A 22321-nucleotide genomic window follows, 5' to 3' on the forward strand; every position below is an offset into this window, starting at 1 on the left:
CCGCTCGATGAGAGGCACCGGATAACGTCCTGAGGCAACCTCATGGTGCCATTCCCGATTCGCTGGCTCGATATGGAAGCGCATGAAATCGCCAAGTTGCACCCGCAAGCGTTCAACTTTCTCGCTGTGATCGAAATCCATTAAGGTCCATTTCTCGCTTGCTGCGGAATCCTATAGTTTCATTGATGAAGGAATGGATTTCTTGTCGTTGATGTAGGTCAAAGCTGTGTGACTTTGTTACGCCAAAGTGGCGTGAAGCTAATCGCGAACCGATTCTACTGAATGGAGCAACGGCCGGATGAGTGGCGGCGACGATAGTCACAGCGCCTAGCAGTTGGAATTTCATTCCGCTGCAACGCCTCTGCTATTCTGAAGCTCCGTGATCAGGCGGCGTATCACTGGAATCAAATTCCCGGCGATATTCGATGGCACCGATCAGAGGACTGAAGTCGAGAATGAGGAAATGGCTGACGCTAAGTTCGTAGTAGTAGCGGAACACTTCGGCGACCTGCTCCGGCGTGTCCGTCGTCAGCGCCTATGAGGCAGAAATTGGGCCGATTGAGAAGGGAAGGTTTCTGGTCGTAGCGATCCGCATCGTGCTGGATGGATTGCGCGGTGAAGAGTCGATCGCGGCGCCGTGCCGGCGACGCAGCTTTGACGATCGAAGTGACAGTTGCCTCTCCCGATCTGATTGTTTCAACAAAAAGGATCAGTCGTCTTTCGTTTGCGATAACCTGGACGCTCGAAATCTTGTTCACTTCAGCTTTGCCGAATTGTGATGCGCTCAGTTTACTGTTTCATCAGGCTGCAACGGTCAGCTCCTTCTCGAACTGTTCATAGGCGGAGATGGCATCGGCGGCGTACATCAGCGACGGACCACCTCCCATATAGACGGCCATGCCGAGAGTCTCTTCCACTTCCTGGCGGGTGGCGCCTAGTCTGACCAGGGCCTCGGTATGGAAACCGATGCAGCCATCGCAACGGGCCGCCACGCCGATCGCAAGCGCGATCAATTCCTTCGTCTTTTTGTCCAATGCGCCATCGCACGTGGCGGCCTGTGCGAGCGTCGAAAACGCCTGCATGGTATCGGGTATACCCTTGCGCAATTTCCTCAAGTCGGCGGAAATGCGCTTGGTGAGTTCGGAATAGTTCTTTTCCATTCGAGACTTCCTTACTTGCTGGATGATGGCTGCGGTGAAGGTTCACGTAGCGCGATGTAAATTGCCGGAATGACGAGGACCGTCAGGAGCGTCGACGACGCTAGACCGAACAGCAGCGAAATCGCCAGCCCTTGAAAGATCGGATCGAGAAGAATGGTCGCGGCGCCGATCATGGCCGCGAGCGCGGTAAGTAGGATCGGCTTAAAACGCACGGCACCGGCTTCCAGCACCACATCGCGCAGGCGCTTGCCTTCTCCGCCGCTGTGACGGATGAAATCGACCAGCAAAATTGAATTGCGAACGATGATGCCGGCCAACGCGATGAAGCCGATCATCGAGGTTGCGGTAAACGGCGCGCCCAACAGCCAATGGCCTATCAGAATTCCGATCAGCGTCAACGGGATCGGCGTCAAGATCACCAGCGGCAGCCGGAAGCTTCGAAACTGCGCTACGACCAGGACATAGATCCCGAGGATCGCCGCGCCGAACGCCGCGCCCATGTCGCGGAAGGTCACATAGGTGATCTCCCATTCGCCGTCCCAAAGCAGCGTCGGCCGGGATTCGTCGCTGGGCTGTCCATGCAGGCTGATGACAGGCTTCGGCAGCGCGCCCCAATCATGCGCGTCGACGTGCTCAGCGACGTCCAGCATGCCGTACAGCGGCGCCTCGAAACGGCCGGCGAGTTCGCCCATCACCATATCGGCGAACCGGCCGTCGCGCCGAAAGATCGTCGGCGACCCCTCCTCTGCCGTGGCCTTGACGACCTGGCCCAGTTCGACAACGGTTTTGCTGCCGGGAAGCGTGTTCGCCGGCACCGGCGTCGAGGCCAGCGTCTCGCTCCAGGCCAGATCGCGCTTCGGCAGCCTTACCGCGATCTCAATCGGATTGCGGTCTTCGCCGCGGTGGGAATAGCCGATCGATACGCCGCCAAACAGCATCTGGATGGTATCGTAGACATCGCGCTGCTCGACGCCGAAGAATTCGAGCCGATCCTGATCGATCGACAGCCGCAGCCGCGGCCGCTTCTCCCCGATGGAGTCGTCGATATCGACGATGAATGGCACCTTAGCGAACACCTTCTTCAACTCGGCGGTGACGGCCCGGCGCGTCGCCGCATCGGGCCCATAGATTTCCGCCAGCAACGTCGCAAGCACGGGCGGTCCGGGCGGCACCTCGACGACCTTAATACTGGTCCCCGTCGGCACGTTCACCGCCTTGAGGCGCTGCCGCAGATCGAGCGCTATATCATGACTCGCCCGCTTGCGATCGGCGCGCGCCGCGAGATTGACCTGCAGCTCGCCCAGTTCGGGCCTCTCGCGCAAATAGTAGTGCCGCACCAGGCCATTGAAATTGAACGGCGCCGGCGTGCCGGCATAGATCTGCACCGACGTGATCTCGCGCAATCCCCGCGCGATATCGGCCGTCGCAAACAGAGCGCGTTCGGTGTCCTCCAAGCTGGCGCCCTCGGGCAGATCGACCACCACCGCGATCTCGGACTTGTTGTCGAACGGCAGCAGTTTGACAGTGACGGATTTGGTCGCAAACAGCATCATCGACAACAGCGTCGCGACGCCGACGCCGATCAGGAATATCCAGGCCGAGCGTTTGCTGGCAACGACGCCGGCGGCGATACGGCGGTAGACACGCCCCAGCACGCCTTCGTCGTGCCCGCCGTGGGCCGGAGCTACGACACCTTCCTTCGGCGCCAGCCGTAGCATCAGCCAGGGCGCCACCACCATTGCGACAAAGAACGAGAACAGCATCGCCGCCGAGGCATTGGCCGGTATCGGCGCCATATAGGGGCCCATCAGCCCGGACACGAACAGCATCGGCATCAGCGCGGCAACCACCGTCAGAGTCGCAACGATCGTCGGATTTCCAACCTCGGCGACAGCCTCGATCGTCGCCTGCAGGCGCGGCCGCCCATCCTTCATCGCCCAATGACGGGCGATGTTCTCGACCACGACGATGGCGTCGTCGACCAGGATACCGATCGAAAAGATCAACGCAAACAGACTGACCCGATTGATGGTGTAGCCCATCAGGTTAGCCGCAAACAACGTCAGCAGGATCGTCGTCGGAATCACCACCAGCGTGACCAGCGCTTCGCGCCAGCCGATCGCAATTGCGATCAAGGCAACGATCGACACCGTGGCAAGACCGAGATGAAACAGGAGTTCATTCGCTTTCTCGTTTGCAGTCTGACCGTAGTCACGGGTAACGATGATCTGTACATCGTCAGGGATCAGACGTGATTTCAGCCCTTCCAGCCGATGCGCAATATCATCGGAAACGGCCACCGCGTTGGCGCCCGCTCTCTTGGCAAGCGCAAGGCTGACCGCAGGAACTCGGTCCCAATTGCCCTTGCCGTCACGCACATCGTTCCACACACGGCGCTCGATCGCGCTAGGCCCAATCACCACCGTCGCCACGTCCTTGACATACACAGGCCGCCCGTCGCGCGTCGAAATCAACAGCAGCCCGATATCGGGAATGCCTGACAGCGTCTGGCCAGCCGAGACGTTGCGGACGATCCCAGCTTCGCGGACCTGTCCTGCAAGGAACGAACGATTGGCGTCCTTCACCTTGGCGACCAACTGCTGCAACGTCACACCAAACAGCGAAAGCTTCTCCGGATCGGGCTCTACTCTGATCTGCTGAGCACCGCCGCCGGAGATGTAGGTAAGCCCGATACTGTCGACCTTCATCAGTTCGGCGCGCAGCTTATCGGCAAGTTCGTAAAGGTCCTTATCCGTCCAGCGTGCGGCTGCCTTCGGCGTCGGCGAAAGCGTGAGAACGGTCGCGGCGACGTCATTAATGCCGCGTCCGACAATCGATGGCTCGGGAATGCCGACCGGGATCCTGCCCAGATTGGCGCGGATCTTCTCATGAACGCGGAGGATCGCGTCCTCGGATTTGGTGCCGACCAAAAAGCGCGCGGTGACCATCACGCGATCGTCTTCGGTCTGGCTGTAGACGTGTTCCACCCCATCGATGCCCTTGATGATGGCTTCGAGCGGCTTGGTGACCAACTCAACCGCATCAGGCCCGCGCAGTCCATCGGTGTTGACGCGGATGTCGACCATCGGAACGCTGATCTGGGGCTCCTCCTCCCGTGGAATGGTGGCCAAAGCGATTAGCCCGACGACAAGTGACGCGAGCAGAAACAGTGGCGTCAGCGGCGAACTGATGGTCGCCTGGGTGAGCCGACCAGAAAGGCCGAGATTCACGGTTGCACCAATTGATCGCCGGCGCGAATGCCGGACAAAATTTCGAGGCCATTGGGAAGATCGGAAGTTGGCATATCGCGCCCGCGCTGCACCGGCACGCTGACGGCCCGGTCGGCCTGTTGGATCTGGACGTAATCAATTCCAAAACGAGTGGTGACATAGCTCGATGGGATCACGAACGCGGCCCGCTCGCCGCCGGCAATCCAGACCCTGAGGCGGTCTCCGACGAAATATTCCCCTAGATTGTCGACCTTGGCATCTGCAACGACCCGGCCGTCCTCGATTTGCGGGAAGACGAGATCGATCGCACCGAAGCGCGGCGACTTCTCGCCGGTCTCCGCTCCGTCGATACGCACCTTGTCGCCAACCTTGAGAAAGCGAGCGTGGCGCTCCGGAACCCGCAGGCGCAGCTTGAAGTCTTGCTGGGCGATCATCGCGACCGGATCGCCTGGCAGAACAACCGATCCGACCGTCACCATCCGCTTCAAGACCCGCCCGTCGGCGGGAGCCAGGATTTGTCCCTCGCTGAACTGCTGCTGAACGACGGCGCGTTCCGCGACTCGGGCACGTAATCCATTTTCTGCGACGTTAAGCGCGGTGCGAGCTTCGTCGAGCTTAATGCGGGGCAAGATGCCTCGTTCCACTAGCCCCTCGGTACGCGTGAAATCGATCTGCGTCTGGTTGGACTGGGCCTGCAGTGCTTCGATCTGGGCATCGAGGGACTTCATCTGCAATGCCAGCTTTTCGTCCCCGATCGTCGCGATAGATTGTCCGCGCGTGACGCTATCGCCTTCCCTGACATTGAGCTGAACGACCGTGCCGCCGATCCGCCCCCGCGTGGGAACAACGCTCACGCTCTCAACTGTGGCGAACACCGCTTTCTCGTCAGCAATCGACCGTGAGGCGACGGTGAAGATCTCAGCGCCGGCTGACGCCGCGCTTAATGTCACAGCTGCGACAAGGCTCAGCCCAATCAATTCACGCATCAGCTTGCCCACAATTTCATGGAAATTCCTCGCCCCGGTCGCCATCTCATTTATGACCGTCGCAAGAACATTGACCTACCTCAAGGCGTCGTCGCGTTCGTCCTCATAATTTGCTCTTTGCCTTCCTAGCTTTCGGAGACGCGCAATAAATCCGATAAAGCGTCTTGAGAACTTCGCGCGCGGGATCACTTGCAATCGAATAGTAGATCGTCTGGGCCTCACGCCGTGCCAACACCAAGCCATCCTTACGGAGAAGAGCGAGGTGCTGCGACACCGTGGAATCGCGGAGACTCAGGAATTCTGCAAGATCACCGACCGAGCGCTCGCCATCGACTAACTGGCAAATGATCAGCAATCGATGACGGCTGGAAAGCGCCTTCAGCAATTCACTTGCCTGATCGGCGGCAGATGTCATAAGGGCGATATCAATTTTCATACTTGCGTATATACGAATCTATGAATATCATGTCAATATAGATGACCGGCCAAACCAATGCTCAGTTGGCGCAACCATATTCCGGCTTTCAATCTTCTGGAGGACGCACATGAATATTGACAAGGCAGTACTCGCTTTTGCGGGATCAGTGGTTCTTTCCGGCCTCGCGCTCGGCTGGCTATTCAACCCTTACTGGTTTCTGCTGACGGCGTTCGCCGGACTGAACATGATCCAGGCGTCGATCACGGGCTTCTGCCCTGTCGCGCTTGTCTTCAAGAAACTCGGCATGCGCAGCGGCTGCGCATTTTCGTGAGTCGCTAAGGATCGATCTGCAAGTCAAACGCAGTCGGTCGACTTCTCAAAAATGCAAGGGAACGCTCCATGACATATCACCTTTAGAAAGCCGCCCGTCCCTCTTCGACGGCCCGTCGCCGCGACGACCGAAATACTCGCGGCATGCCAATCATGACCCTGTTCTGCGACGGGTGCGAGCCTGGCCATGTTTCAGGAGCGGCGATCTCATGACAGATCATTGACTGGGTGCGGGCTCAACTCGGACCGGCACCATAGGAGGTTTAATAACAAAGCGGGAGTGAGAGCCTTGAACAGACGGAAATTTATTATGGGTAGCGCGGCGATGACGGCGACCGCAGCGCTGACCCAAGAGGCGCAAGCCACGACATCTTCGTCGCAAGCGAAGATTGTCATCGCGGGAGCGGGAGCTGCGGGGCTTTCGCTGGCGTCACGGCTGAAGCAGCAGATGCCACGAGCGACGATCGTTATCATCGACGCCAAGAAAGATCATCATTTCCAACCCGGCTTCACGCTCGTGGGGGCCGGCCTCTGGTCACCGGCTGACGTCACCTTCCGCAACGCTGACTTCATGCCGTCTGGAATCGATTGGATCGAGCAGAACGTGGCGGAATTCAATCCGGACGCCAATGCAGTCACCACTACCGGTCGGCAGCGAGTGAGTTACGATTTTCTGTTCGTCGCGACGGGACTAATGCTCGACTATAAACGCATCGAAGGTATGGACACATCGCTGATCGGAAAGAATGGCATCACCTCGATCTATGCCGGCCCCGAAGCGGCGGCGAAATCATTCCGCGAGATCGACACTTTTATCGACAAGGGCGGCGTTGGCCTGTTCGGCCGCCCCCAGACCGAGATGAAATGTGCCGGAGCGCCGCTCAAGGTCACGTTCATTACAGATGATCGGGCACGACGTAAGGGCCGACGCGATGCGGTCAAACTCATCTACAATGCGCATAGTCCTGCAGTGTTCGCGGTTGTTCCGGTCAACGATCGGGTCAAGGAAATGTTCGCTGCCCGCGATGTGACGATGAACTTCAATCATATCCTAACAGCGATCGATCCCGGTTCGAAGCGAGCGACATACGCCACCGGCCCCGGCCTTGTGACGATGGAGTATGACTTCATTCATGTCGTGCCGCCGATGCGCGCGCCGGACGCAGTAAAGAACAGTCCGCTACCCTGGCAAGACGGCGCATTCGCAGCCGATGGTTGGCTCGAAGCCGATAAGGCGACACTGCGTCATCCGCGCTACCCGAATGTCTTTGCGGTTGGCGACATTGCCGGCGTACCGCGCGGAAAGACAGCGGCCAGCGTCAAGTGGCAGGTTCCAGTCGTGGTCGACAACCTTGTCGCCGAGACGGCAGGCCGCGAACCAACCGCCACCTACAACGGCTACACCTCATGTCCGCTGGTCACGGCCTATGGCAAGGCGATGCTGATCGAGTTCGACTATGACGGCAAACTCACCCCGTCGTTTCCCTTCATCGCACCGCTGGAGGAACTCTGGATCTCCTGGTTGATCGAGGAGAAGGGTCTCAAGGGCGCCTATCGCGCTATGTTACGTGGCCTGGCCTGAGGAGGAATGACCGATGAACGATTTTAATCCTATCACGTTGTTTGCGATATCGTACGAGACTATGGGCGTGTGGACTTGGCTGGCATTGTTCGTTGCGCTTCTGCTCCTTGCCGGTATCGTTACTGGCATACTGAAATTGCGTAACGCCAAACGGTCTCCGAAACGCCCCATTATGGCTGCTCTTTTCATGGGAGTGGGGGCGACACTGGCGTTCAGCTTTGTTGTCCCGAGGTGGACTTTGGCACAGTCAGGCTCCCTGAACGGCGCTGTCGACTATCTGGCCGTCATTCTGCTCGCGATGATCCCCGGTGCTGCTGTCGCCTCTACGGTGTTTTCCATCGCGTCCCGGCGCTGCGCTGTGCGGGGTGCCAGTACTTGAAAGATGCGCCTGACGACGTGTGGATAGAAAAAGTTGAAAAGGAATTCTCATGACGATACGTATTGACAAACTTGCACCATTTCACCGTTCAGGCATTGGTCGCGCAGTTAATCGCTCTAAGCGGGGACTGCCTAAAATTTGAATGAATTTCATTAACTGATCCTAGGCTGATCGTGATCAACAAGAAGGCGCTTGTGTGAGATGGGGGCCAAGGTGACGTATAAAGAATTAACCACAGCTACTGAGACCAATTTCCTCAGTATTCTAAGTTCAAAGCAACATTCTGTCGAAGTCTCGCGCGAACGTCATAACTTGATTGTGTCGCGTGTGCAGTGGTCAGCCGGTGCACTTTCAGTCGTCACACTCGCCTGGATTGTGATTGATGCATTTACTATGAGCTGGCCGCTCTGGGGCATCCTTGCAATCGAGCGCATGTCCGCCGCAGCGGCATTCTGGATGCTTGCGTCGCATCGATTCAAGGTAGGAAGACCTGGCTCGGCCTATGTTTCGGTCGGAGCTCTGATCTCGATTCCAGCTGTTTTCCTCCTGGCTGCGCACTTCACATTTCAGTATTTTCCGTATTTCGACCAGTCGATATTTGTGTCGACCGCTTATTTGTATGCACCATTTCTGATCGCCGTCAGCTTGAGCGTATTCCCATTAACTGTGATTGAGAGTGCTTTGCTAAGCGTTCCTATATTTGTAGTTGCGACAGTGTCGATTGTTTCAACGCCGGATTCGTTTGGTCATGTCTCCGCATCTGCAACACTTCTGCGATTGTTTCTTATCGCAGGAATTTCCTCTATCGCTGGCATGAGCCAACTCCGTTTTCTAATGGTTCTCACCGAGCAGTCTATACAAGACCGGATGACAAGCGCGTTGACCCGAAGTGTCGGCGAGCAGCGGATCAACCTGCAATTTGCGTTGGCAACGCGAAAACAACATTCAATGGCAGTCCTGTTTATCGACCTGGACAACTTTAAGTCCATTAACGATCATTATGGACACGAGGCCGGTGATGCCGTCTTGCAGCAGGCTGCCTGGTCGATTCGCCAAACTCTGCGTCGCCATGATACGCTGGTGCGATGGGGTGGCGAGGAATTCGTCGTCCTTTTGCCGCGAACCGATACTCCCGGAGCTCGAGCAGCTGTCGAGCGGATCGCAAGTGTCGGTCTTGGACTTCGCCCAGACGGCGTACCGGTCACTGCAAGCATCGGCATCGCGGAACGCGTCAACGACAGGACATCCTGTCCAACGAAGCTCCTCGCATTAGCTGACAAGCGAATGTACGCGGCAAAGACCGCAGGCCGTAACTACTATGTCGATGGCAGCGGCGAGACGGCACGCTTTCTCCACCTAGATGGAAATCAATCCGCAAATCTCGCTGTCCGCGAGTCCGTTCGGTGCGACACCCGACTAGAACTGGCCGCCTGAACGGATCAGCCATTTCTGTAAAAGAACCTCTGGGAAGTGGCGAAGGAGATGGTAAGCGCATCGATCTCATAGATCATAAGAGAGGCGATGCGCTTACCATCTTTTGTATATCCTATTCAGAACTGCATAAATTTGGAGAAGCTAACGCTATCCAGCTGTCACGCAGCCTTGATGTTCAGCAAGAACGTCTCAACCTGCCGGCGCATCGTTTCGGATTGCATCGACAGTTCCCCCGACGCCGCGAGAACCTGGTGAGCGGCTGCCCCGGTGTCGCCTGCGGCCTGCGTTACCCCGGAGATATTCAGCGCGATTTCGCCAGTACCAACTGCCGCTTGTTGAACATTACGAGCGATCTCCTGGGTGGCCGACCCTTGTTCTTCGACGGCGCTGGCAATCGCGGACGCTACCTCATTCATCTCGTTGATGGTGGTACTGATACCCTCAATCGCTCTTACTGCTTCGCTGGAAGAAGTCTGGATAGAAGAAATTTGGGCGCTGATTTGATCGGTTGCTTTCGCGGTTTGCTCAGCGAGACTCTTGACCTCGGACGCCACTACGGCAAATCCCCTGCCAGCATCGCCGGCGCGTGCCGCCTCAATCGTCGCGTTGAGTGCCAGAAGATTGGTCTGGCCGGCAATTTCGTTGATCAGTTTGACTACATCGCCGATGTTAGCAGCTTCGTTTGAGAGGCCTTGAACCGTTTTGTTTGTACGTCCTGCTTCAGCGACCGCTTTCTGAGCTATTGCGGCTGATTGCGCCACCTGGCGGCTGATCTCGGCAACGGAGCTGGCTAACTCCTCCGATGCGGCAGCAACTGTTTGCACGTTCGAGGATGCTTCCTCCGTCGCCGCCGCAACCGCATTCGCTTGGTTGCTAGTTTCTTCGGCGGTCGCAGTCATCGACGCGGCGGTTGTCTGCAGTTCCGTTGAAGCTGAGGCGACGGACTTCAACACCATCGAGATATCCGAGTCGAATTGTTGGGTCAGATCGTTCACCCGCGTCGCGCGAGCCACGCGCTCGCTGATTGCCGCCGCCTCCTTTGCAGCAAGTTCCTTGGCCTTGATCATGTTTTCCTTGAAGATCAATACTGCCCTGGCCATGAGACCGATCTCATCCTTCTTGTCGGTTTCAGGTATCTCGACAGTGTGATCGCCGCCGGCAAGCTTGCCCATTGCCGCCACCATTCTGAGTATGGGCGGCACGATGGAACGGTTGGTCAGATAGACGACCGTGACGGCGACACCGATGCCCGCGCCCAAGAGCACCCAAAGCAGTATCATCAAGAAACTGGTTTCGCTAAGAACGGCGGCGCCATCCGTTCTCAGATTGTCCTGCTGTCGGGCAACCATCCCACCGGCACGCGCGCCATCGGCGTTTCTAGCCCCTGCAAAGATATCCAGAAGTTTGTTGGCCCGGGGCGCTGCTTCGTTGGTCAGAAACCATTGCGCCATGTTCCAGCGATCCGAGGCTCGAATTTCAAACATCTTCTGGGGTAATGGTGCAAATTTGGCACGAGCTTCGACCAATGAATCAAATGAGATTTGCTGATCGGGTGTCATCTCGGTTCGACGTTTCTCGACCGCATCGAACTTCTTCTGGTTGAGTGCCCAGAGTTCCTCAAATTCCTTCTTGAAATTCACATCTGCGGTCAGCAAATAAGCACGAATCGTCCCGATCGCCATTGCCATGCTGCCGCGCAGATCAGCAAAGTCGATCAGCAAGCTTTTGCGCTGATCCGTTGATGCGATTTTGCCTTCTTCGTTGATGATCGTAGTCGCTTTCTGCAGCATGAGAGAAGCGAGAGGCGCAGCCTCCGTCGCCAGGACCTTTGCTGCCGGTTGCTCCTCGAGCGTATGTGCGATGGCCTCGGCCTTGTCCTGCGCTTTCCGCAGTTCATCGAGCAACGGCTTCGCCTGCTTCCACTCCTGTTTGTTCTCTTCAACGGTCCAGTGAGTCGACAGGCGATCCATCTCGGAGCCACGGGCATCAATGTCCTTCCAGAGGGCCGCGCGTTCCGCTTTGAAAGCCTGATTTCCAGTGAGCAACCAGCCTCGCAGCGATGCGAGAGAGGCATACACACTCGATACGACGTCGCTTGCGGTCATCGCCGTTGGAACACGAAGATTTACGGTTCGGTCAGTGGCGTTGCTCACCGACACGACTTTCATGATGGTCGTACCGACCACGGCAGCAAGCAGCATGCACAGGATACTGAAGCCAAGGATCAGTCGGCCCCGGATATTCAAGCGAAGTATTTCCATCTGATTTTCTTCCCCATGGCTGGCCCCGCAGTAAACAGGTCCGGCGATTAGTTGGATTGTTGTCGTTCTTACGCCCGGCTTACAAAAACGTGTTATCTGTGTGACGACGAGTCATCTGTGTGCTGATGAGAGTCTCGCCAAAGAGACTCTTCAAACCCGCGACACGTACAGAAATCCGGATCGCCGTGCCCGCAAGCAATCATATCGAGAAGCTTCCGCTTTCGATTGGAACCCGTTCCTACGCCGCCTCTGTTCCACGCGATTACCTACCGTCCAATACTGGTGGCCTCAGCAGCCGCGCGCTGCATGCTCAACGACATCTCGCTCGTCACCGTGCTCTGCTCCTCGACCGCTGCCGCGGTTGATGTCACATACTCGCTGACATTCTGAATCGCTTGCTTGATCACATTGAGCGCACCGACGACATCTCCCGAAATGGCGTTCAGTGCCGCGATCTCTTCCGAGATCTTGTCGGCGGCGTCCTTGACCTGACTGGCAAGCTTCTTGACTTCGGATGCGACGACCGCAAAACCTCTGCCCGCTTCGCCCGCGCGGGCCGACTCGATGGTGGCGTTGAGAGCCAGCAGGTTGATCTGCCCGGTGATATCTCCGATCATTTCGACAATACCGCCCATCGACTGAGCCGCCATGCTGAGACGCTGTGCCTTCTCGTCAGCGGCGTCGACGCGAACTACCGCCAGGGATGCAGTTTCCTTCGACTTGACCATTGCCTCCGAAATCTCGGACACCGAGGCATTTAGCTCCTCGGCCCCTGCGGCGACCGACTCCATCATGGAACGGACTCGCTCGCTCTTCATCCGCGCGATCACTTGCGCCGTCGTATCCGTCGCATATTTGACCACCTTGAAGGGCTTGCCGTTCAGGTCGATGATGGGATTATAGGACGCCTGAATCCAGACATCCTTGCCACCCTTGTCCATGCGCTTGTATTCCGCCGCCTGATAGTCGCCCCGGTTGAGACCAGTCCAGAACTCGCGATATGCGTCGCCGGCGCGTTCGGAAGGATCAACGAACATGCTGTGATGCCGTCCCTCAATTTCGCGAAGCGAATAGCCGAGGGCACGAAGGAAATTGTCGTTCGCCGTCAGGACAGTGCCATCCATGTTGAATTCAATCACCGCCTGCGATTTATCGATTGCCGCGACCTGACCTGCCAGATCGACATTGTGCAACTTCTGCTCGGTGATGTCGGTTGCCAGCTTCACGACCTTGAACGACTTCCCATTCTGGTCGAGGACAGGATTGTAGGAGGCAAGTATCCAGATGTCCTTGCCGCCCTTCCCGATGCGCTTGTACTCCGCCGCCTGGCATTCGCCCCGATGAAGACGGGTCCAGAATTCCCCATACTCCACGCTGTCACGTACCGTCGGTTCGACGAACATGCTGTGGTGCTTGCCCTGAATCTCCGCCAGCGAATAGCCGAATGCGTTCAGGAAATTCTCATTGGCCGTCAGGACGGTGCCGTCCATTCGGAACTCGCCCACCGCTTGCGCCCTGCCGATCGCTGCTGCCTGGGCTGCAAACTCCAGATTTTGTAGCCGGAGTGTTGCATCGGCCCACTCGATCACAATGCCCGCGCAGTGGTCGGCCTTGTCCTTAAGCGGTGTTGCAACGAGATCGAAGTTCCGGCCTCCAATCTGGATTGTTGCCCTGTGCGTCGTATTGAGGTTCTCCAAGATCCGGCGCTGATGGTTCGGATCTTTATGAAACACGTCGATGTTGCTTCCGATCAGGGTGGCAGTGCTGAAGCGGGGCAGATCTTTACGAATGTCGGACTCCGCCCCCTTCAGAAGCTCTATGACAGCCTTGTTCATATAAATGATCGTCAGGTTTGCATCCACGACCATCACGTTGGCAGTCACGAAATCCGCTGCAATCGATCGTGCAAACTCGCCCTTGCTGGGGGACCGCTGAAACATCTGATAACATCCTCTTTTTTCTAATTTGGTTTGGGGAAGGATCTGCGGTGGCCAATCAAACGAGGCACAATGCAATCGTTGTCTCGCAATGCATTACTGAAATGCGGCTCATGCTTTGTGAGACCACGCTTTAGTCAACTAGCCAGGACGTGTAGGATGAAACCGCCAAGGCCATATCAAGCGCGACGTACTTGTCGAGCGTCGAAACAAAACCCGCCTTGACCGGCAACGACAAGGGCGCGTTGAGCACCACCTGCGAGAAGTCAATTTTGATTTTCGTGTATCCGGCGATGTACCATTTTGCATCAAGGCCTATTTCACGGTGCTTGATGCCGATGAGTGATGCGCTGTTGAAATACTTCTGGTCAAACCGGCTCCTAAAAAGCGAGTTCCAGTGCATTCTCTGTTCTATCGTCAGGCATTCAATCGTTTGATCGCTTAACACCAGATCAACGTCTGATTTCCGCACACTGGCGTAGAAATCTCCGATAACGTCGACGGCACGATGTTCGACGAGCGACCAGATCGCCTCGGCGTTGCGCATGGCTTCCGGGTCAATGTCGAGAATGGTGATCAGTTTTTCCATAATTGCCCCAACAATTGAAATAGGATTGGCTGTTAATCGGCGCGTTAAGTCGAAGGCAATTGAACCTCTGCACTCTGCATTTGAGCAACGACGCAAAAGCAATCGCTCGATAGGATCGAATTCCCAACCTCGATAATCTGCGGATTCATCGTTGTAATTGGCTCGACAACTCCACTGGCGCGCCCGTGTGGTTTCCCAGGCGGTTCGGGGCAAATTCTTGCTTGGTTAATGACGTGCCTCCCGAGTTCCCGGCCAAGAGTTGCGGTGAAACGAGGTCTTCCGATGAAGCGGGTGATTAGCTCTTTCAGCTCCGGGAACTGTCTTGATCGAAGCGCCGGCAGCACAGACCTTGCGGTCAGGTTCCGATGTCTGATCTTCCTTCCGTTTGGTTGCCGTGCCTGGCCTAGGTTTAGAAAATGGGATCTAATCTTGTGAAATCTGCGAACAATTTCAGGATGCTGTCCGAGAATGACAGGAATGGGCTGACCGCACGCAGACAACGAGCCATGGAATCGTCTAGGGATGGGAGAGCCAGCCGCAAAATAGTCACCAGACCCAACACTCGCCATTTGTCGTCTCATACCTAAATGGACATTTGCATTTCGTTATTCTGGTTCGCGAATCGTGAACTAAGATTGTGATTTCAGATGGTTAACCATAGGTTAACGGATGCTCGCATTGATGCCGGAGGATCGCATGCAAGCTGAAAACATCGGGGTGGAGCTATTTCGCACTTTCCTCGCGGTCAGCGAACTGCGCAGCCATAAGCGAGCGGCCGCTCATCTGCACCTGTCCCCGCCCGCGGTGAGCGGCCATCTCCGCCGGCTGCAAGACCAACTCGGCGTGAAGCTCTTTGATACAAGCGTACCGGGGGTTCGATTGAGCACCGAAGGTGCAATCGTTGTTGAAACGGCAAAGGACATTGTGAACAGCCACGATCGTTTGATCGAGCAGATACAGCAATCAAGAAGTGCCACGCCCGATCGTACAACAATTAGAATCGGCGTTCCTCATGAATTGCGCTGCTGGCTCTTGGTGCCATTGCTTGCTGAGGTTCAGAAAAGTCACCCGGAACTCGAATTTCAACTGCGGCGCGGATCATCGACCTCGCTGCTGAATGAGCTGAAACATGGTGATCTCGACATTTGCCCCGCGGTCACCGCTACCCCTCCCCCAACCACTGTTCGGACTTACCAAGAGGACGTGGTCTGGGTGAGCAGGCCGGATGAAGAGCACACCCTCGGAAATCCGGTCTTGATCGTAGCTCATCCTGACGGAAGCATCGTGCGAAACCTAATGCTGTCGAGTCTTGAAGACGCTAACATAAGGTACCGCGTCACATTCCAGGCGGCGCATATCGATGGGGCAATTGCTGCTGTACGCCGAGGGTTGGGATGCATGGCGCTTCTACGATCGAATGCTGCGAGCGACCTATTTCAAAGAAACGACTTGCCACCGATCCCGCATGCGTACTGGGGGATACACCTGCGGCAAACTTTACCCGTCATCGAGCGGCTCGCAGACGACATCTTGACAATATTACCCTGACTCTGTGGTGCTTGCCCAATTGTAACGAGAGTACCGGTCACTGCAATCGACTTATGTTGCCGTGCTATTTGAAGCCGCCTAACTTCTTGGAATGCTTGTTTGCAGGAGACCTTCGAACTGAAGTATTTAAGCAAGCGCTGCTTCAGAAGCTCCTGCACACCGACGCCACTTTCGCGCTGAAAACGCAGAGACGGATGTTACGAAGTCTCTAGCAATCCTGTCGATCCCTTCAGGATCCAGCTTCCGCAGTTCATCTGACTGGCCAAATCGAAGCGAGAGTCTGTTGGACCACGAGACGACATGACCAATCATCGGAACACTTCGGAACGTCCCGTTCATCGCTCCATCGTTTCCTTCTGCATCTGAGCCAGATTCTTTCGCGGATTACCGAATCGCGTAGAATCGCAGCAAGCTTTCGTTGCTGGCCGCTCAGAACGCCCTTCGCCGGGGCTTTGGGCTATCGCTCTTCAAGCGATGAGGCCTGGTCTGAAAGTCCGCCCACATAAGGACAGCACCAAACATTACAAACATGACCACGATAATCGCGGACACAATCATCGCATTGACGGGCATAATCAGTCTCCCTTTGTCTGGGAACAGTGTGCACTACCAGACAAACGCGGTCCTTGATGCGGATCAAATCGCGTCAGCCCGGCTGAATTGGATTAGTCGGAGCAATCGAACGTGAGACAGTGAGGGATCAGGCTGCGGCCAGCGCTTCGGCCCGTCTCGCATCCATCAGACGAACCCCTCCGGGAACGATGACGATGACACCGTCGCGCTCCAGCTTTGTCAGTGCCCGGCTGACTGTCTCAACGGTCAGACCAAGATAGTCCGCGATATCCTGCCGGCTCATGGGCAGGTAGACCGTCTTGGCCGCGCGGCCGATCACCCGCAACCGGTTCCTCCAGCCTATAAGAAATACCGCGACTCTTTTTTCGGCAGATCGCCGTCCAAGCGAGACCATGTGGTCCTGAGCCAGTATGAGCTCCTGCTGCGCAAAATCGTTCATCCGCTGCAACATATGCGGTTTGCTCTCTACAAAGCGGGCAAAATGGTCTTTCATGAACCGGCATACCATCGCCGGTTCGATCGTATCCGCTGAGATGCCGTAAAAACCACCCGGCGCAACTCCAATGAAATCGCCCGGGAGCGAGAATCCGACGATTTGCCGCCTGCCGTCAGGTAGCAACTTGGAAAGGCGCACCGTTCCTTCCGACACATTGTAAACCGCATCGGAATGGTCTCCCTCCGCGAACAACGGCATCTTGGAACCAAAGCGCACGCGTTGCGACAGCCTTGCCAACTCCCGAAGCTCTCCTTCATCCAGCGCACCGCAGACGCTGAGCGATCGTATGACACACAGAAGGCAGCCTGCGATTTTACTGTCCAGACCACCTGATCCACTATGAGACATCTCGAACTTGCCTTCGCGATTTGCCGGATCACAAAGTGATCGTTTTCACGATACCATAGCGACTTTGACGATGATGGGTTGATGCAAATCAATGCGAGATGGGACGATTCCCGCAAGATCGACCCGCAAACGCGCGCCTCACACCGAAACATCGACGATGCGATATCTTTACGGCTGCATGGCGATCGCAATCATCCTGGCGACACCGGGTGAAGCGGCATCACCCGGCGAGCGGCGCGGTTTCGTTTTCGCGAAGACAAACTGTGCGCGCTGTCACGCCATAGACCGGTTCAATCCGAGCCCACTGAAGATTGCTCCCCCGTTCCGCGACCTCCATCTGCGCTACAAAGTCGAGATGCTCGCAGAGGCCTTTGCGGAGGGAATCTATACCGGTCACCCCACTATGCCCGCCTTTCAACTCGATCCAGACCAGATCAACGACCTTCTCGCGTTCATGAAGAGCCTCGAATAGAGATCCGACCGCCTTGCCCCGCAAACGAAACTACAGGGACAGCAGATGGAGAACCCCGCGCTATGAGCCAAGCAAAGCCCCGGCGAATTTTGAATTCAAGCCTACCATCGAGCTTTCGTCAGATCAGGCTCGAACTGGCGCGGGAGGCCGAGCATCCCCTTGGCGATTCGGGAATAGCTTACGTCTTCATCGGGCCTCTGGATTCCGAAGGCTTGCTCGATCCGAAGATGTGGCGGCAACATCGCGAAGCCTCCCGGGTCGCGCGGTTTCGGCCCGGAAAGCCCGATGATCTTGGCCACCTCATTCACCGCACCGGCGGACACTGGGCATTCCACTACGACATTTCCGGCGAACACGACGATGAGACGGGATACCATTTCGCAGAGGAAAAATTTGAGCCGGGAGAGTACGTCTCCATCACGGAAGAGGGCGGCACTCATACCTATCGCGTCGTATCGGTTGTTCCGCTTTAGAGCTGACAGTCTATACCTCGCCGCTGCATCGCTTTAACGATTTCATGACGTCCTCCCGTGAAACGATGCCGATAAGTTTCTCGGCATCGATCACGGGGATGCTTCTGACGCGATGCTCGACCATAAGCTGCAGAATTCGCGTGAGCTTTGTTTCTGCGCCTGCATATATGAACGTTGGCGTCATGACATCAGCAACGACCGTTCTCATGAGGTCGTCGTAACGTGGCACCATTTGCGCTGGCGTAAAGGCAAAGCACCTCAGGAAATCCAACTTGGTAACTAACCCCACAACGTGGGCACCCTCGACAACTGGATAAGCATTAAAATCATCACGTTCGAACAGCAGCATTAACGCTGGCATGGTCAGGTCACGCGTCACCGTTTTCACTGAGCGCGTCATGCAATCAGCAGCTGTTTCCTCAAGAAATGTGGACAATGAGAGTATCCCTAAATTTGCGGCGACAGAGTGATCAAAGGCGGCTTGCGCTGCCATCAGATACTTTGACCGCGAATTCGGGAAAGGGGCTTGATCCGGATCAATCGCAAGCAATCGGAGAGACCCGAAGGACAAACTAGGTGGATTCGGCGACCAGAACTCCCAGATCCGATGGGTCGAGATCAACGTCGACAACCATGACGCGAGTTAACGTTTCTTCGCCCAGGGAGCCACCGCATGCATGTTTGAGACTGGCGGTCTGCCTAAGGTCGCGGCCGCCAGAGATGCTGAACTACTCGTCGACACATCTGGAAATTCAGCTTGAAGGCAAGTGAACCTCTTTCCGGCGACTGCGCTGGCAAAAATAGCCCCGCGCCAATGCCAGAATGATTGATGTCACTCAACGACCATCGGCGCTCATCGGATATTTAAGCGCTAACGTGGGAGAACAGTTATGCCGAATATTGACAGTCAAGTGAATGCAAATACCGCGCAACAGCAGAATGATGTTTCCTCGCAGTTAACCGAGATTGCCGGTCGGGGAACGCGGTTTTCTCTCGGTGCACAGAGACTGGCTCTGTACGAAATCCTCCGGGTCAGCCAAGACGCGCTGGATTATGCCCGCTCGGGGGTGAACATCACCCAGGACTGTATTTCGAGAATTGCGGGGGCTCATTCTGTCAAAGACATCGCGACCGCGGTCCGGGACTGCGGTCACCGTCAGCTAGATCAGCTGCAGGAGGACTACGAGCATCTCATCGCGCACGGCCATGAGGTTTTCGACGTCTCATCCGGCCTTGTGCTTGCGGCGTTTCACGGAGAGCACCCTCAGGAATAGCCCTAACCCGCAAACCGCTCTCTAGGCCTCCGCTGAATTTGACGGCTAAACCTCGGTTCGGACTTGAGCAATGTCTCTAACTGGGCCAATACTCGGCTTGACGGGTGCGGCGATTTTCCTCTTGTTAAGGCATGAGACCCGGCCCGGGACCTAGAGGCGATGGATCTTGACCAGAACCGATGAGGCAACGCCCGACGGGCCCTTTCGTGATGAACATTTGTGGCATGGTATCGACGGGGCCGGTATCGGCACTTGGGATCTCGACATTTCAACCCGCAAATTGATCTGGTCCGCTGCGGCACGAAGCCTACTCGGCGTTTCAAACGATCAGCCTGTGAGTTACGAATTTTTTCTCTCGCTACTTGAACCTCAGGATCGCGAGCGCACCGAACTCGCCGTGATGCAATCTGTCGAGACCGGCTGCAACCTGGATATTCAGTATCGGGTACGCGGAACGCACGAACGTAGTCATTGGGTGCGGACCCGGGCCAGCGTTGTCAAAGGCAATGACGGCACACCTCTTCATCTGACCGGGATCATTCTCGAAATTGACGATCAGAAGCAAACTGAAGAAGCATTGAGGACGCGAGAAGGTCACCTTCGATCCATCCTAGAGACGATTCCCGATGCGATGATCGTTATTGACGGCCGCGGCATCATGCAGTTCTTCAGCAGCGCCGCCGAAAGGCAGTTTGGCTATACCGAACAGGAGGCTATCGGCCAGAACGTCAGTGTGCTGATGCCCAACCCCGACAGGCGGCGTCATGACGGATACCTTGCCCGCTACCAGTCAACGGGCGAGCGGCATATCATCGGTATCGGTCGGATCGTGACCGGTCAGCGCAAGGACGGAACAACATTTCCGATGCATCTCTCCGTTGGCGAAATGGAATCCGGTGGACAACCGTACTTTACAGGATTCGTCCGCGATCTGACCGAACATCAGCAAACCCAGGCGCGGCTTCAGGAACTTCAATCCGAGATCGCTCACGTTTCGCGCTTGAGCGCGATGGGAGAGATGGCATCTGCACTCGCACACGAACTGAACCAGCCGCTGGCAGCCATCAGCAATTACATGAAGGGCTCACGCCGCCTGTTGACCTCGAGTGAAGACCCGAATGCTGTCAAAATCGCCACAGCCATGGATCGCGCAGCGGAACAAGCTCTTCGTGCGGGACAGATTATACGGCGTCTTCGCGATTTCGTGAAGCGCGGAGAATCCGAAAGGCGCGTCGAAAGCCTTTCGAAGCTGATTGAAGAAGCCGGCGCGCTTGGCCTAACGGGCGCCAGGGAACAGGGTATCTTGTTGCGCTTCAATCTGAACCCCGACTGCGATCTGGTATTTGTTGATCGAGTCCAAATCCAGCAGGTTCTGGTCAATCTGTTTTGGAATGCGCTTGAAGCCATGGTCGACGCTGATCGGCGCGAACTGGTGGTGACGAATACCAGGGCTCCCGAAGACATGATCGAAGTCGAGGTATCCGATACGGGACACGGATTCAGCGACGACGTGCGGGCAAAGCTGTTTCAGACGTTCTTTACGACCAAGGAGACGGGAATGGGTGTGGGACTTTCGATCAGTCGGTCAATCGTGGAGGCGCATGGCGGCCGTATGTCCGTTGAAAGCAACCCCTCGGGCGGCGCGACATTCCGCTTCACGCTGCCGGCCAAATCGAGCGAGAGTCTGGAATGATGCCGCAAAAGGGAAATGTGTATGTCATCGACGACGATCCTGCGATGCGGGATTCTCTCGATTTTTTGCTCGGCTCGGCGGGCTTCAATGTGAGGCTTTACGATAGCGCGCTGACATTTCTCGAAACGTTGCCCGACCTAGCGTTCGGCTGTGTTATCTCCGACGTGCGGATGCCCGGCATGGACGGGATCGACCTGCTGCGCCGGCTCAAGAAGGAGCCGAAGGCGCTGCCCACCGTCATGATGACGGGACATGGCGATATTCCCCTCGCTGTAGAAGCAATGAAACTCGGCGCGATCGATTTTCTTGAAAAGCCATTCGATGACGAGCGGCTCGTCCTCATGATCAGCGCCGCCCTGAGCCAGACTGATAGCACCAAGAACGAGTCGATTAGCGCGGATATCTCACTACGAATTGCCTCGCTCAGTCCGCGTGAGAGGCAGGTGCTGGATGGCCTTGTCGCGGGGCTCTCCAATAAGCTGATCGCCCGCGATTACAATATCAGTCCCCGGACTATCGAGGTCTATCGGGCAAACGTCATGACGAAGATGCAGGCGAGCAGCATCTCGGAGCTGGTCCGGCTCGCGATGCGGGGCGGCATCCTGAAGGATTGAGGCAGGTCAAGACGGCATTTCGGCGCACTGCTATGTTTTGAGCATGCGTCACTCGTACTTTACAGGGCCCCTCACGATGGCCTCACCTGTTACAAAATCCAGGATTTGCGTGGTCGATGATGATCTCGACGTCCTCAGTTCGCTTCGATTCCTTCTTGAAGCGGAGGGATTCGATGTCCAGACCTTTAGAAGCGGCGCTGCGATGCTGGACTCAACAGCCACCGAGCACTTCGATTGCTTCGTTCTCGATTTCAAGATGCCCAACATGACTGGCATAGCTGTCGCAAGCAGCCTGCGCGGCCGGAACGTGATTGCTCCGATTATTCTGATCACGGGGTACTCCGACGAAAATATCGAGGTAAAGGCAACAGTTGCCGGAATTGATCTGGTTCTCCTCAACCCGGATGCAGAAGAGAGCCTGGCCTCCCAGATTCGTGCCGCTGTCCAGCGAAACAGCCATGCCGGCGCCCTCCGGTAAACTACTTAGGTTGCAGCCCTTAAGGTATCGAGCGAAATATCCAGCG

At 56.3% G+C, this 22321-nt stretch carries 22 protein-coding genes and 1 pseudogene; 12 read left to right on the top strand and 11 right to left on the bottom strand.

Annotated features, from left to right (window positions below; all coding sequences use genetic code 11):
* Both HNQ36_RS26355 and HNQ36_RS26360 read right to left on the bottom strand, forming a co-directional pair.
* Positions 1–141 (bottom strand): annotated as a pseudogene (locus tag HNQ36_RS26355) (acyl-CoA dehydrogenase); the annotation flags it as partial.
* 223 nt (positions 142–364) lie between these two features.
* Positions 365–499: a hypothetical protein gene (locus tag HNQ36_RS26360; RefSeq protein ID WP_430641415.1), complete on the bottom strand. Its 135-nt coding sequence runs from the start codon at positions 497–499 to the stop codon at positions 365–367.
* 19 nt (positions 500–518) lie between these two features.
* On the opposite strand from HNQ36_RS26360, the gene HNQ36_RS25560 reads away from it, so the two are divergent.
* A complete protein-coding gene (locus HNQ36_RS25560; RefSeq protein WP_184090660.1) occupies positions 519–779 on the top strand; it encodes a hypothetical protein in 261 nt (86 codons plus the stop codon).
* A gap of 21 nt (positions 780–800) precedes the next feature.
* On the opposite strand, the gene HNQ36_RS25565 is transcribed toward HNQ36_RS25560, so the two are convergent.
* From HNQ36_RS25565 to HNQ36_RS25580, 4 genes are all read right to left on the bottom strand, one after another.
* Positions 801–1160, bottom strand: a complete 360-nt coding sequence (locus HNQ36_RS25565) for a carboxymuconolactone decarboxylase family protein (RefSeq protein WP_184090663.1) — start codon at positions 1158–1160, stop codon at positions 801–803.
* Positions 1161–1171: 11 nt separating this feature from the next.
* Entirely contained in the window at positions 1172–4390 is a 3219-nt protein-coding gene (locus HNQ36_RS25570) for an efflux RND transporter permease subunit (RefSeq protein ID WP_184090666.1), read from the bottom strand.
* Entirely contained in the window at positions 4387–5376 is a 990-nt protein-coding gene (locus HNQ36_RS25575; RefSeq protein WP_184090738.1) for an efflux RND transporter periplasmic adaptor subunit, read from the bottom strand. The genes HNQ36_RS25570 and HNQ36_RS25575 overlap by 4 nt, the downstream gene beginning before the upstream one ends.
* Before the next feature lie 103 nt (positions 5377–5479).
* On the bottom strand, positions 5480–5791 hold the full coding sequence (locus HNQ36_RS25580; RefSeq protein WP_184090741.1) for an ArsR/SmtB family transcription factor: 312 nt from the start codon (positions 5789–5791) through the stop codon (positions 5480–5482).
* Between the two features lie 130 nt (positions 5792–5921).
* Here HNQ36_RS25580 and HNQ36_RS25585 point away from each other — a divergent pair, with 130 nt between their 5' ends.
* The 4 genes from HNQ36_RS25585 (at position 5922) to HNQ36_RS25600 (ending at position 9519) form a co-directional block, all read left to right on the top strand.
* On the top strand, positions 5922–6125 hold the full coding sequence (locus HNQ36_RS25585) for a YgaP family membrane protein (protein WP_184090668.1): 204 nt from the start codon (positions 5922–5924) through the stop codon (positions 6123–6125).
* Positions 6126–6434: 309 nt separating this feature from the next.
* Positions 6435–7706 carry an NAD(P)/FAD-dependent oxidoreductase gene (locus HNQ36_RS25590; RefSeq protein ID WP_246395551.1) on the top strand — a complete coding sequence of 424 codons (1272 nt, stop codon included), beginning with the start codon at positions 6435–6437 and terminating at the stop codon, positions 7704–7706.
* A 13-nt stretch (positions 7707–7719) separates the two neighbouring features.
* A complete protein-coding gene (locus HNQ36_RS25595) occupies positions 7720–8085 on the top strand; it encodes a DUF5368 family protein (protein ID WP_184090675.1) in 366 nt (121 codons plus the stop codon).
* A gap of 201 nt (positions 8086–8286) precedes the next feature.
* Entirely contained in the window at positions 8287–9519 is a 1233-nt protein-coding gene (locus HNQ36_RS25600; protein ID WP_210312221.1) for a GGDEF domain-containing protein, read from the top strand.
* A gap of 158 nt (positions 9520–9677) precedes the next feature.
* On the opposite strand, the gene HNQ36_RS25605 is transcribed toward HNQ36_RS25600, so the two are convergent.
* The 3 genes from HNQ36_RS25605 to HNQ36_RS25615 all read right to left on the bottom strand — a co-directional run bounded on the left by HNQ36_RS25605 (position 9678) and on the right by HNQ36_RS25615 (position 14519).
* On the bottom strand, positions 9678–11780 hold the full coding sequence (locus tag HNQ36_RS25605) for a HAMP domain-containing methyl-accepting chemotaxis protein (RefSeq protein WP_184090681.1): 2103 nt from the start codon (positions 11778–11780) through the stop codon (positions 9678–9680).
* Between the two features lie 266 nt (positions 11781–12046).
* A complete protein-coding gene (locus tag HNQ36_RS25610) occupies positions 12047–13720 on the bottom strand; it encodes a methyl-accepting chemotaxis protein (RefSeq protein WP_184090744.1) in 1674 nt (557 codons plus the stop codon).
* A gap of 130 nt (positions 13721–13850) precedes the next feature.
* Positions 13851–14519 carry a protoglobin domain-containing protein gene (locus tag HNQ36_RS25615; protein ID WP_184090684.1) on the bottom strand — a complete coding sequence of 223 codons (669 nt, stop codon included), beginning with the start codon at positions 14517–14519 and terminating at the stop codon, positions 13851–13853.
* A 483-nt stretch (positions 14520–15002) separates the two neighbouring features.
* Between HNQ36_RS25615 and HNQ36_RS25620 the strand changes: the two genes are divergently transcribed.
* Complete coding sequence (locus HNQ36_RS25620; RefSeq protein ID WP_184090687.1) at positions 15003–15854, top strand: LysR family transcriptional regulator; 852 nt, start codon at positions 15003–15005, stop codon at positions 15852–15854.
* Positions 15855–16554: 700 nt separating this feature from the next.
* Here HNQ36_RS25620 and HNQ36_RS25625 read toward each other — a convergent pair.
* Positions 16555–17271 carry a Crp/Fnr family transcriptional regulator gene (locus tag HNQ36_RS25625; protein ID WP_184090690.1) on the bottom strand — a complete coding sequence of 239 codons (717 nt, stop codon included), beginning with the start codon at positions 17269–17271 and terminating at the stop codon, positions 16555–16557.
* A 157-nt stretch (positions 17272–17428) separates the two neighbouring features.
* On the opposite strand from HNQ36_RS25625, the gene HNQ36_RS25630 reads away from it, so the two are divergent.
* On the top strand, positions 17429–17743 hold the full coding sequence (locus HNQ36_RS25630) for a c-type cytochrome (RefSeq protein WP_184090693.1): 315 nt from the start codon (positions 17429–17431) through the stop codon (positions 17741–17743).
* Between the two features lie 62 nt (positions 17744–17805).
* Positions 17806–18216, top strand: coding sequence for a hypothetical protein (locus HNQ36_RS25635; RefSeq protein ID WP_184090696.1), 411 nt, complete (start codon positions 17806–17808; stop codon positions 18214–18216).
* Positions 18217–18226: 10 nt separating this feature from the next.
* Here HNQ36_RS25635 and HNQ36_RS25640 read toward each other — a convergent pair whose 3' ends face one another.
* A complete protein-coding gene (locus HNQ36_RS25640) occupies positions 18227–18652 on the bottom strand; it encodes a CBS domain-containing protein (protein WP_184090759.1) in 426 nt (141 codons plus the stop codon).
* A 454-nt stretch (positions 18653–19106) separates the two neighbouring features.
* Here HNQ36_RS25640 and HNQ36_RS25645 point away from each other — a divergent pair, with 454 nt between their 5' ends.
* From HNQ36_RS25645 to HNQ36_RS25660, 4 genes are all read left to right on the top strand, one after another.
* Positions 19107–19490 carry a hypothetical protein gene (locus tag HNQ36_RS25645; RefSeq protein ID WP_184090699.1) on the top strand — a complete coding sequence of 128 codons (384 nt, stop codon included), beginning with the start codon at positions 19107–19109 and terminating at the stop codon, positions 19488–19490.
* Between the two features lie 163 nt (positions 19491–19653).
* Positions 19654–21183, top strand: coding sequence for a sensor protein FixL (fixL, locus tag HNQ36_RS25650; RefSeq protein ID WP_430641416.1), 1530 nt, complete (start codon positions 19654–19656; stop codon positions 21181–21183).
* Entirely contained in the window at positions 21183–21797 is a 615-nt protein-coding gene (gene fixJ, locus HNQ36_RS25655; protein WP_184090762.1) for a response regulator FixJ, read from the top strand. The genes fixL and fixJ overlap by 1 nt, the downstream gene beginning before the upstream one ends.
* 76 nt (positions 21798–21873) lie before the next feature.
* Positions 21874–22275 (top strand): response regulator, encoded by a 402-nt coding sequence (locus tag HNQ36_RS25660; protein ID WP_184090705.1) that lies wholly within the window; start codon positions 21874–21876, stop codon positions 22273–22275.
* Positions 22276–22321 lie beyond the last annotated feature (46 nt).

Source organism: Afipia massiliensis (assembly GCF_014203115.1).
GTDB classification, from domain to species: Bacteria; Pseudomonadota; Alphaproteobacteria; order Rhizobiales; family Xanthobacteraceae; genus Afipia; species Afipia massiliensis.

Excerpts from the sequence above, each read along its gene's own strand:
- HNQ36_RS25565 (WP_184090663.1), bottom strand. The coding sequence starts at position 1,160 with ATGGAAAAGAACTATTCCGAACTCACCAAGCGCATTTCCGCCGACTTG.
- HNQ36_RS25635 (WP_184090696.1), top strand. The coding sequence starts at position 17,806 with ATGAGCCAAGCAAAGCCCCGGCGAATTTTGAATTCAAGCCTACCATCG.
- HNQ36_RS25625 (WP_184090690.1), bottom strand. The coding sequence starts at position 17,271 with ATGTCTCATAGTGGATCAGGTGGTCTGGACAGTAAAATCGCAGGCTGC.
- HNQ36_RS25660 (WP_184090705.1), top strand. The coding sequence starts at position 21,874 with ATGGCCTCACCTGTTACAAAATCCAGGATTTGCGTGGTCGATGATGAT.
- HNQ36_RS25645 (WP_184090699.1), top strand. The coding sequence starts at position 19,107 with ATGCCGAATATTGACAGTCAAGTGAATGCAAATACCGCGCAACAGCAG.
- fixJ (WP_184090762.1), top strand. The coding sequence starts at position 21,183 with ATGCCGCAAAAGGGAAATGTGTATGTCATCGACGACGATCCTGCGATG.
- HNQ36_RS25620 (WP_184090687.1), top strand. The coding sequence starts at position 15,003 with ATGCAAGCTGAAAACATCGGGGTGGAGCTATTTCGCACTTTCCTCGCG.
- HNQ36_RS25595 (WP_184090675.1), top strand. The coding sequence starts at position 7,720 with ATGAACGATTTTAATCCTATCACGTTGTTTGCGATATCGTACGAGACT.
- HNQ36_RS25580 (WP_184090741.1), bottom strand. The coding sequence starts at position 5,791 with ATGACATCTGCCGCCGATCAGGCAAGTGAATTGCTGAAGGCGCTTTCC.
- HNQ36_RS25575 (WP_184090738.1), bottom strand. The coding sequence starts at position 5,376 with ATGCGTGAATTGATTGGGCTGAGCCTTGTCGCAGCTGTGACATTAAGC.
- HNQ36_RS25590 (WP_246395551.1), top strand. The coding sequence starts at position 6,435 with ATGGGTAGCGCGGCGATGACGGCGACCGCAGCGCTGACCCAAGAGGCG.
- HNQ36_RS25600 (WP_210312221.1), top strand. The coding sequence starts at position 8,287 with ATGGGGGCCAAGGTGACGTATAAAGAATTAACCACAGCTACTGAGACC.
- HNQ36_RS25605 (WP_184090681.1), bottom strand. The coding sequence starts at position 11,780 with ATGGAAATACTTCGCTTGAATATCCGGGGCCGACTGATCCTTGGCTTC.
- HNQ36_RS25630 (WP_184090693.1), top strand. The coding sequence starts at position 17,429 with ATGCGATATCTTTACGGCTGCATGGCGATCGCAATCATCCTGGCGACA.
- HNQ36_RS25585 (WP_184090668.1), top strand. The coding sequence starts at position 5,922 with ATGAATATTGACAAGGCAGTACTCGCTTTTGCGGGATCAGTGGTTCTT.
- HNQ36_RS25610 (WP_184090744.1), bottom strand. The coding sequence starts at position 13,720 with ATGTTTCAGCGGTCCCCCAGCAAGGGCGAGTTTGCACGATCGATTGCA.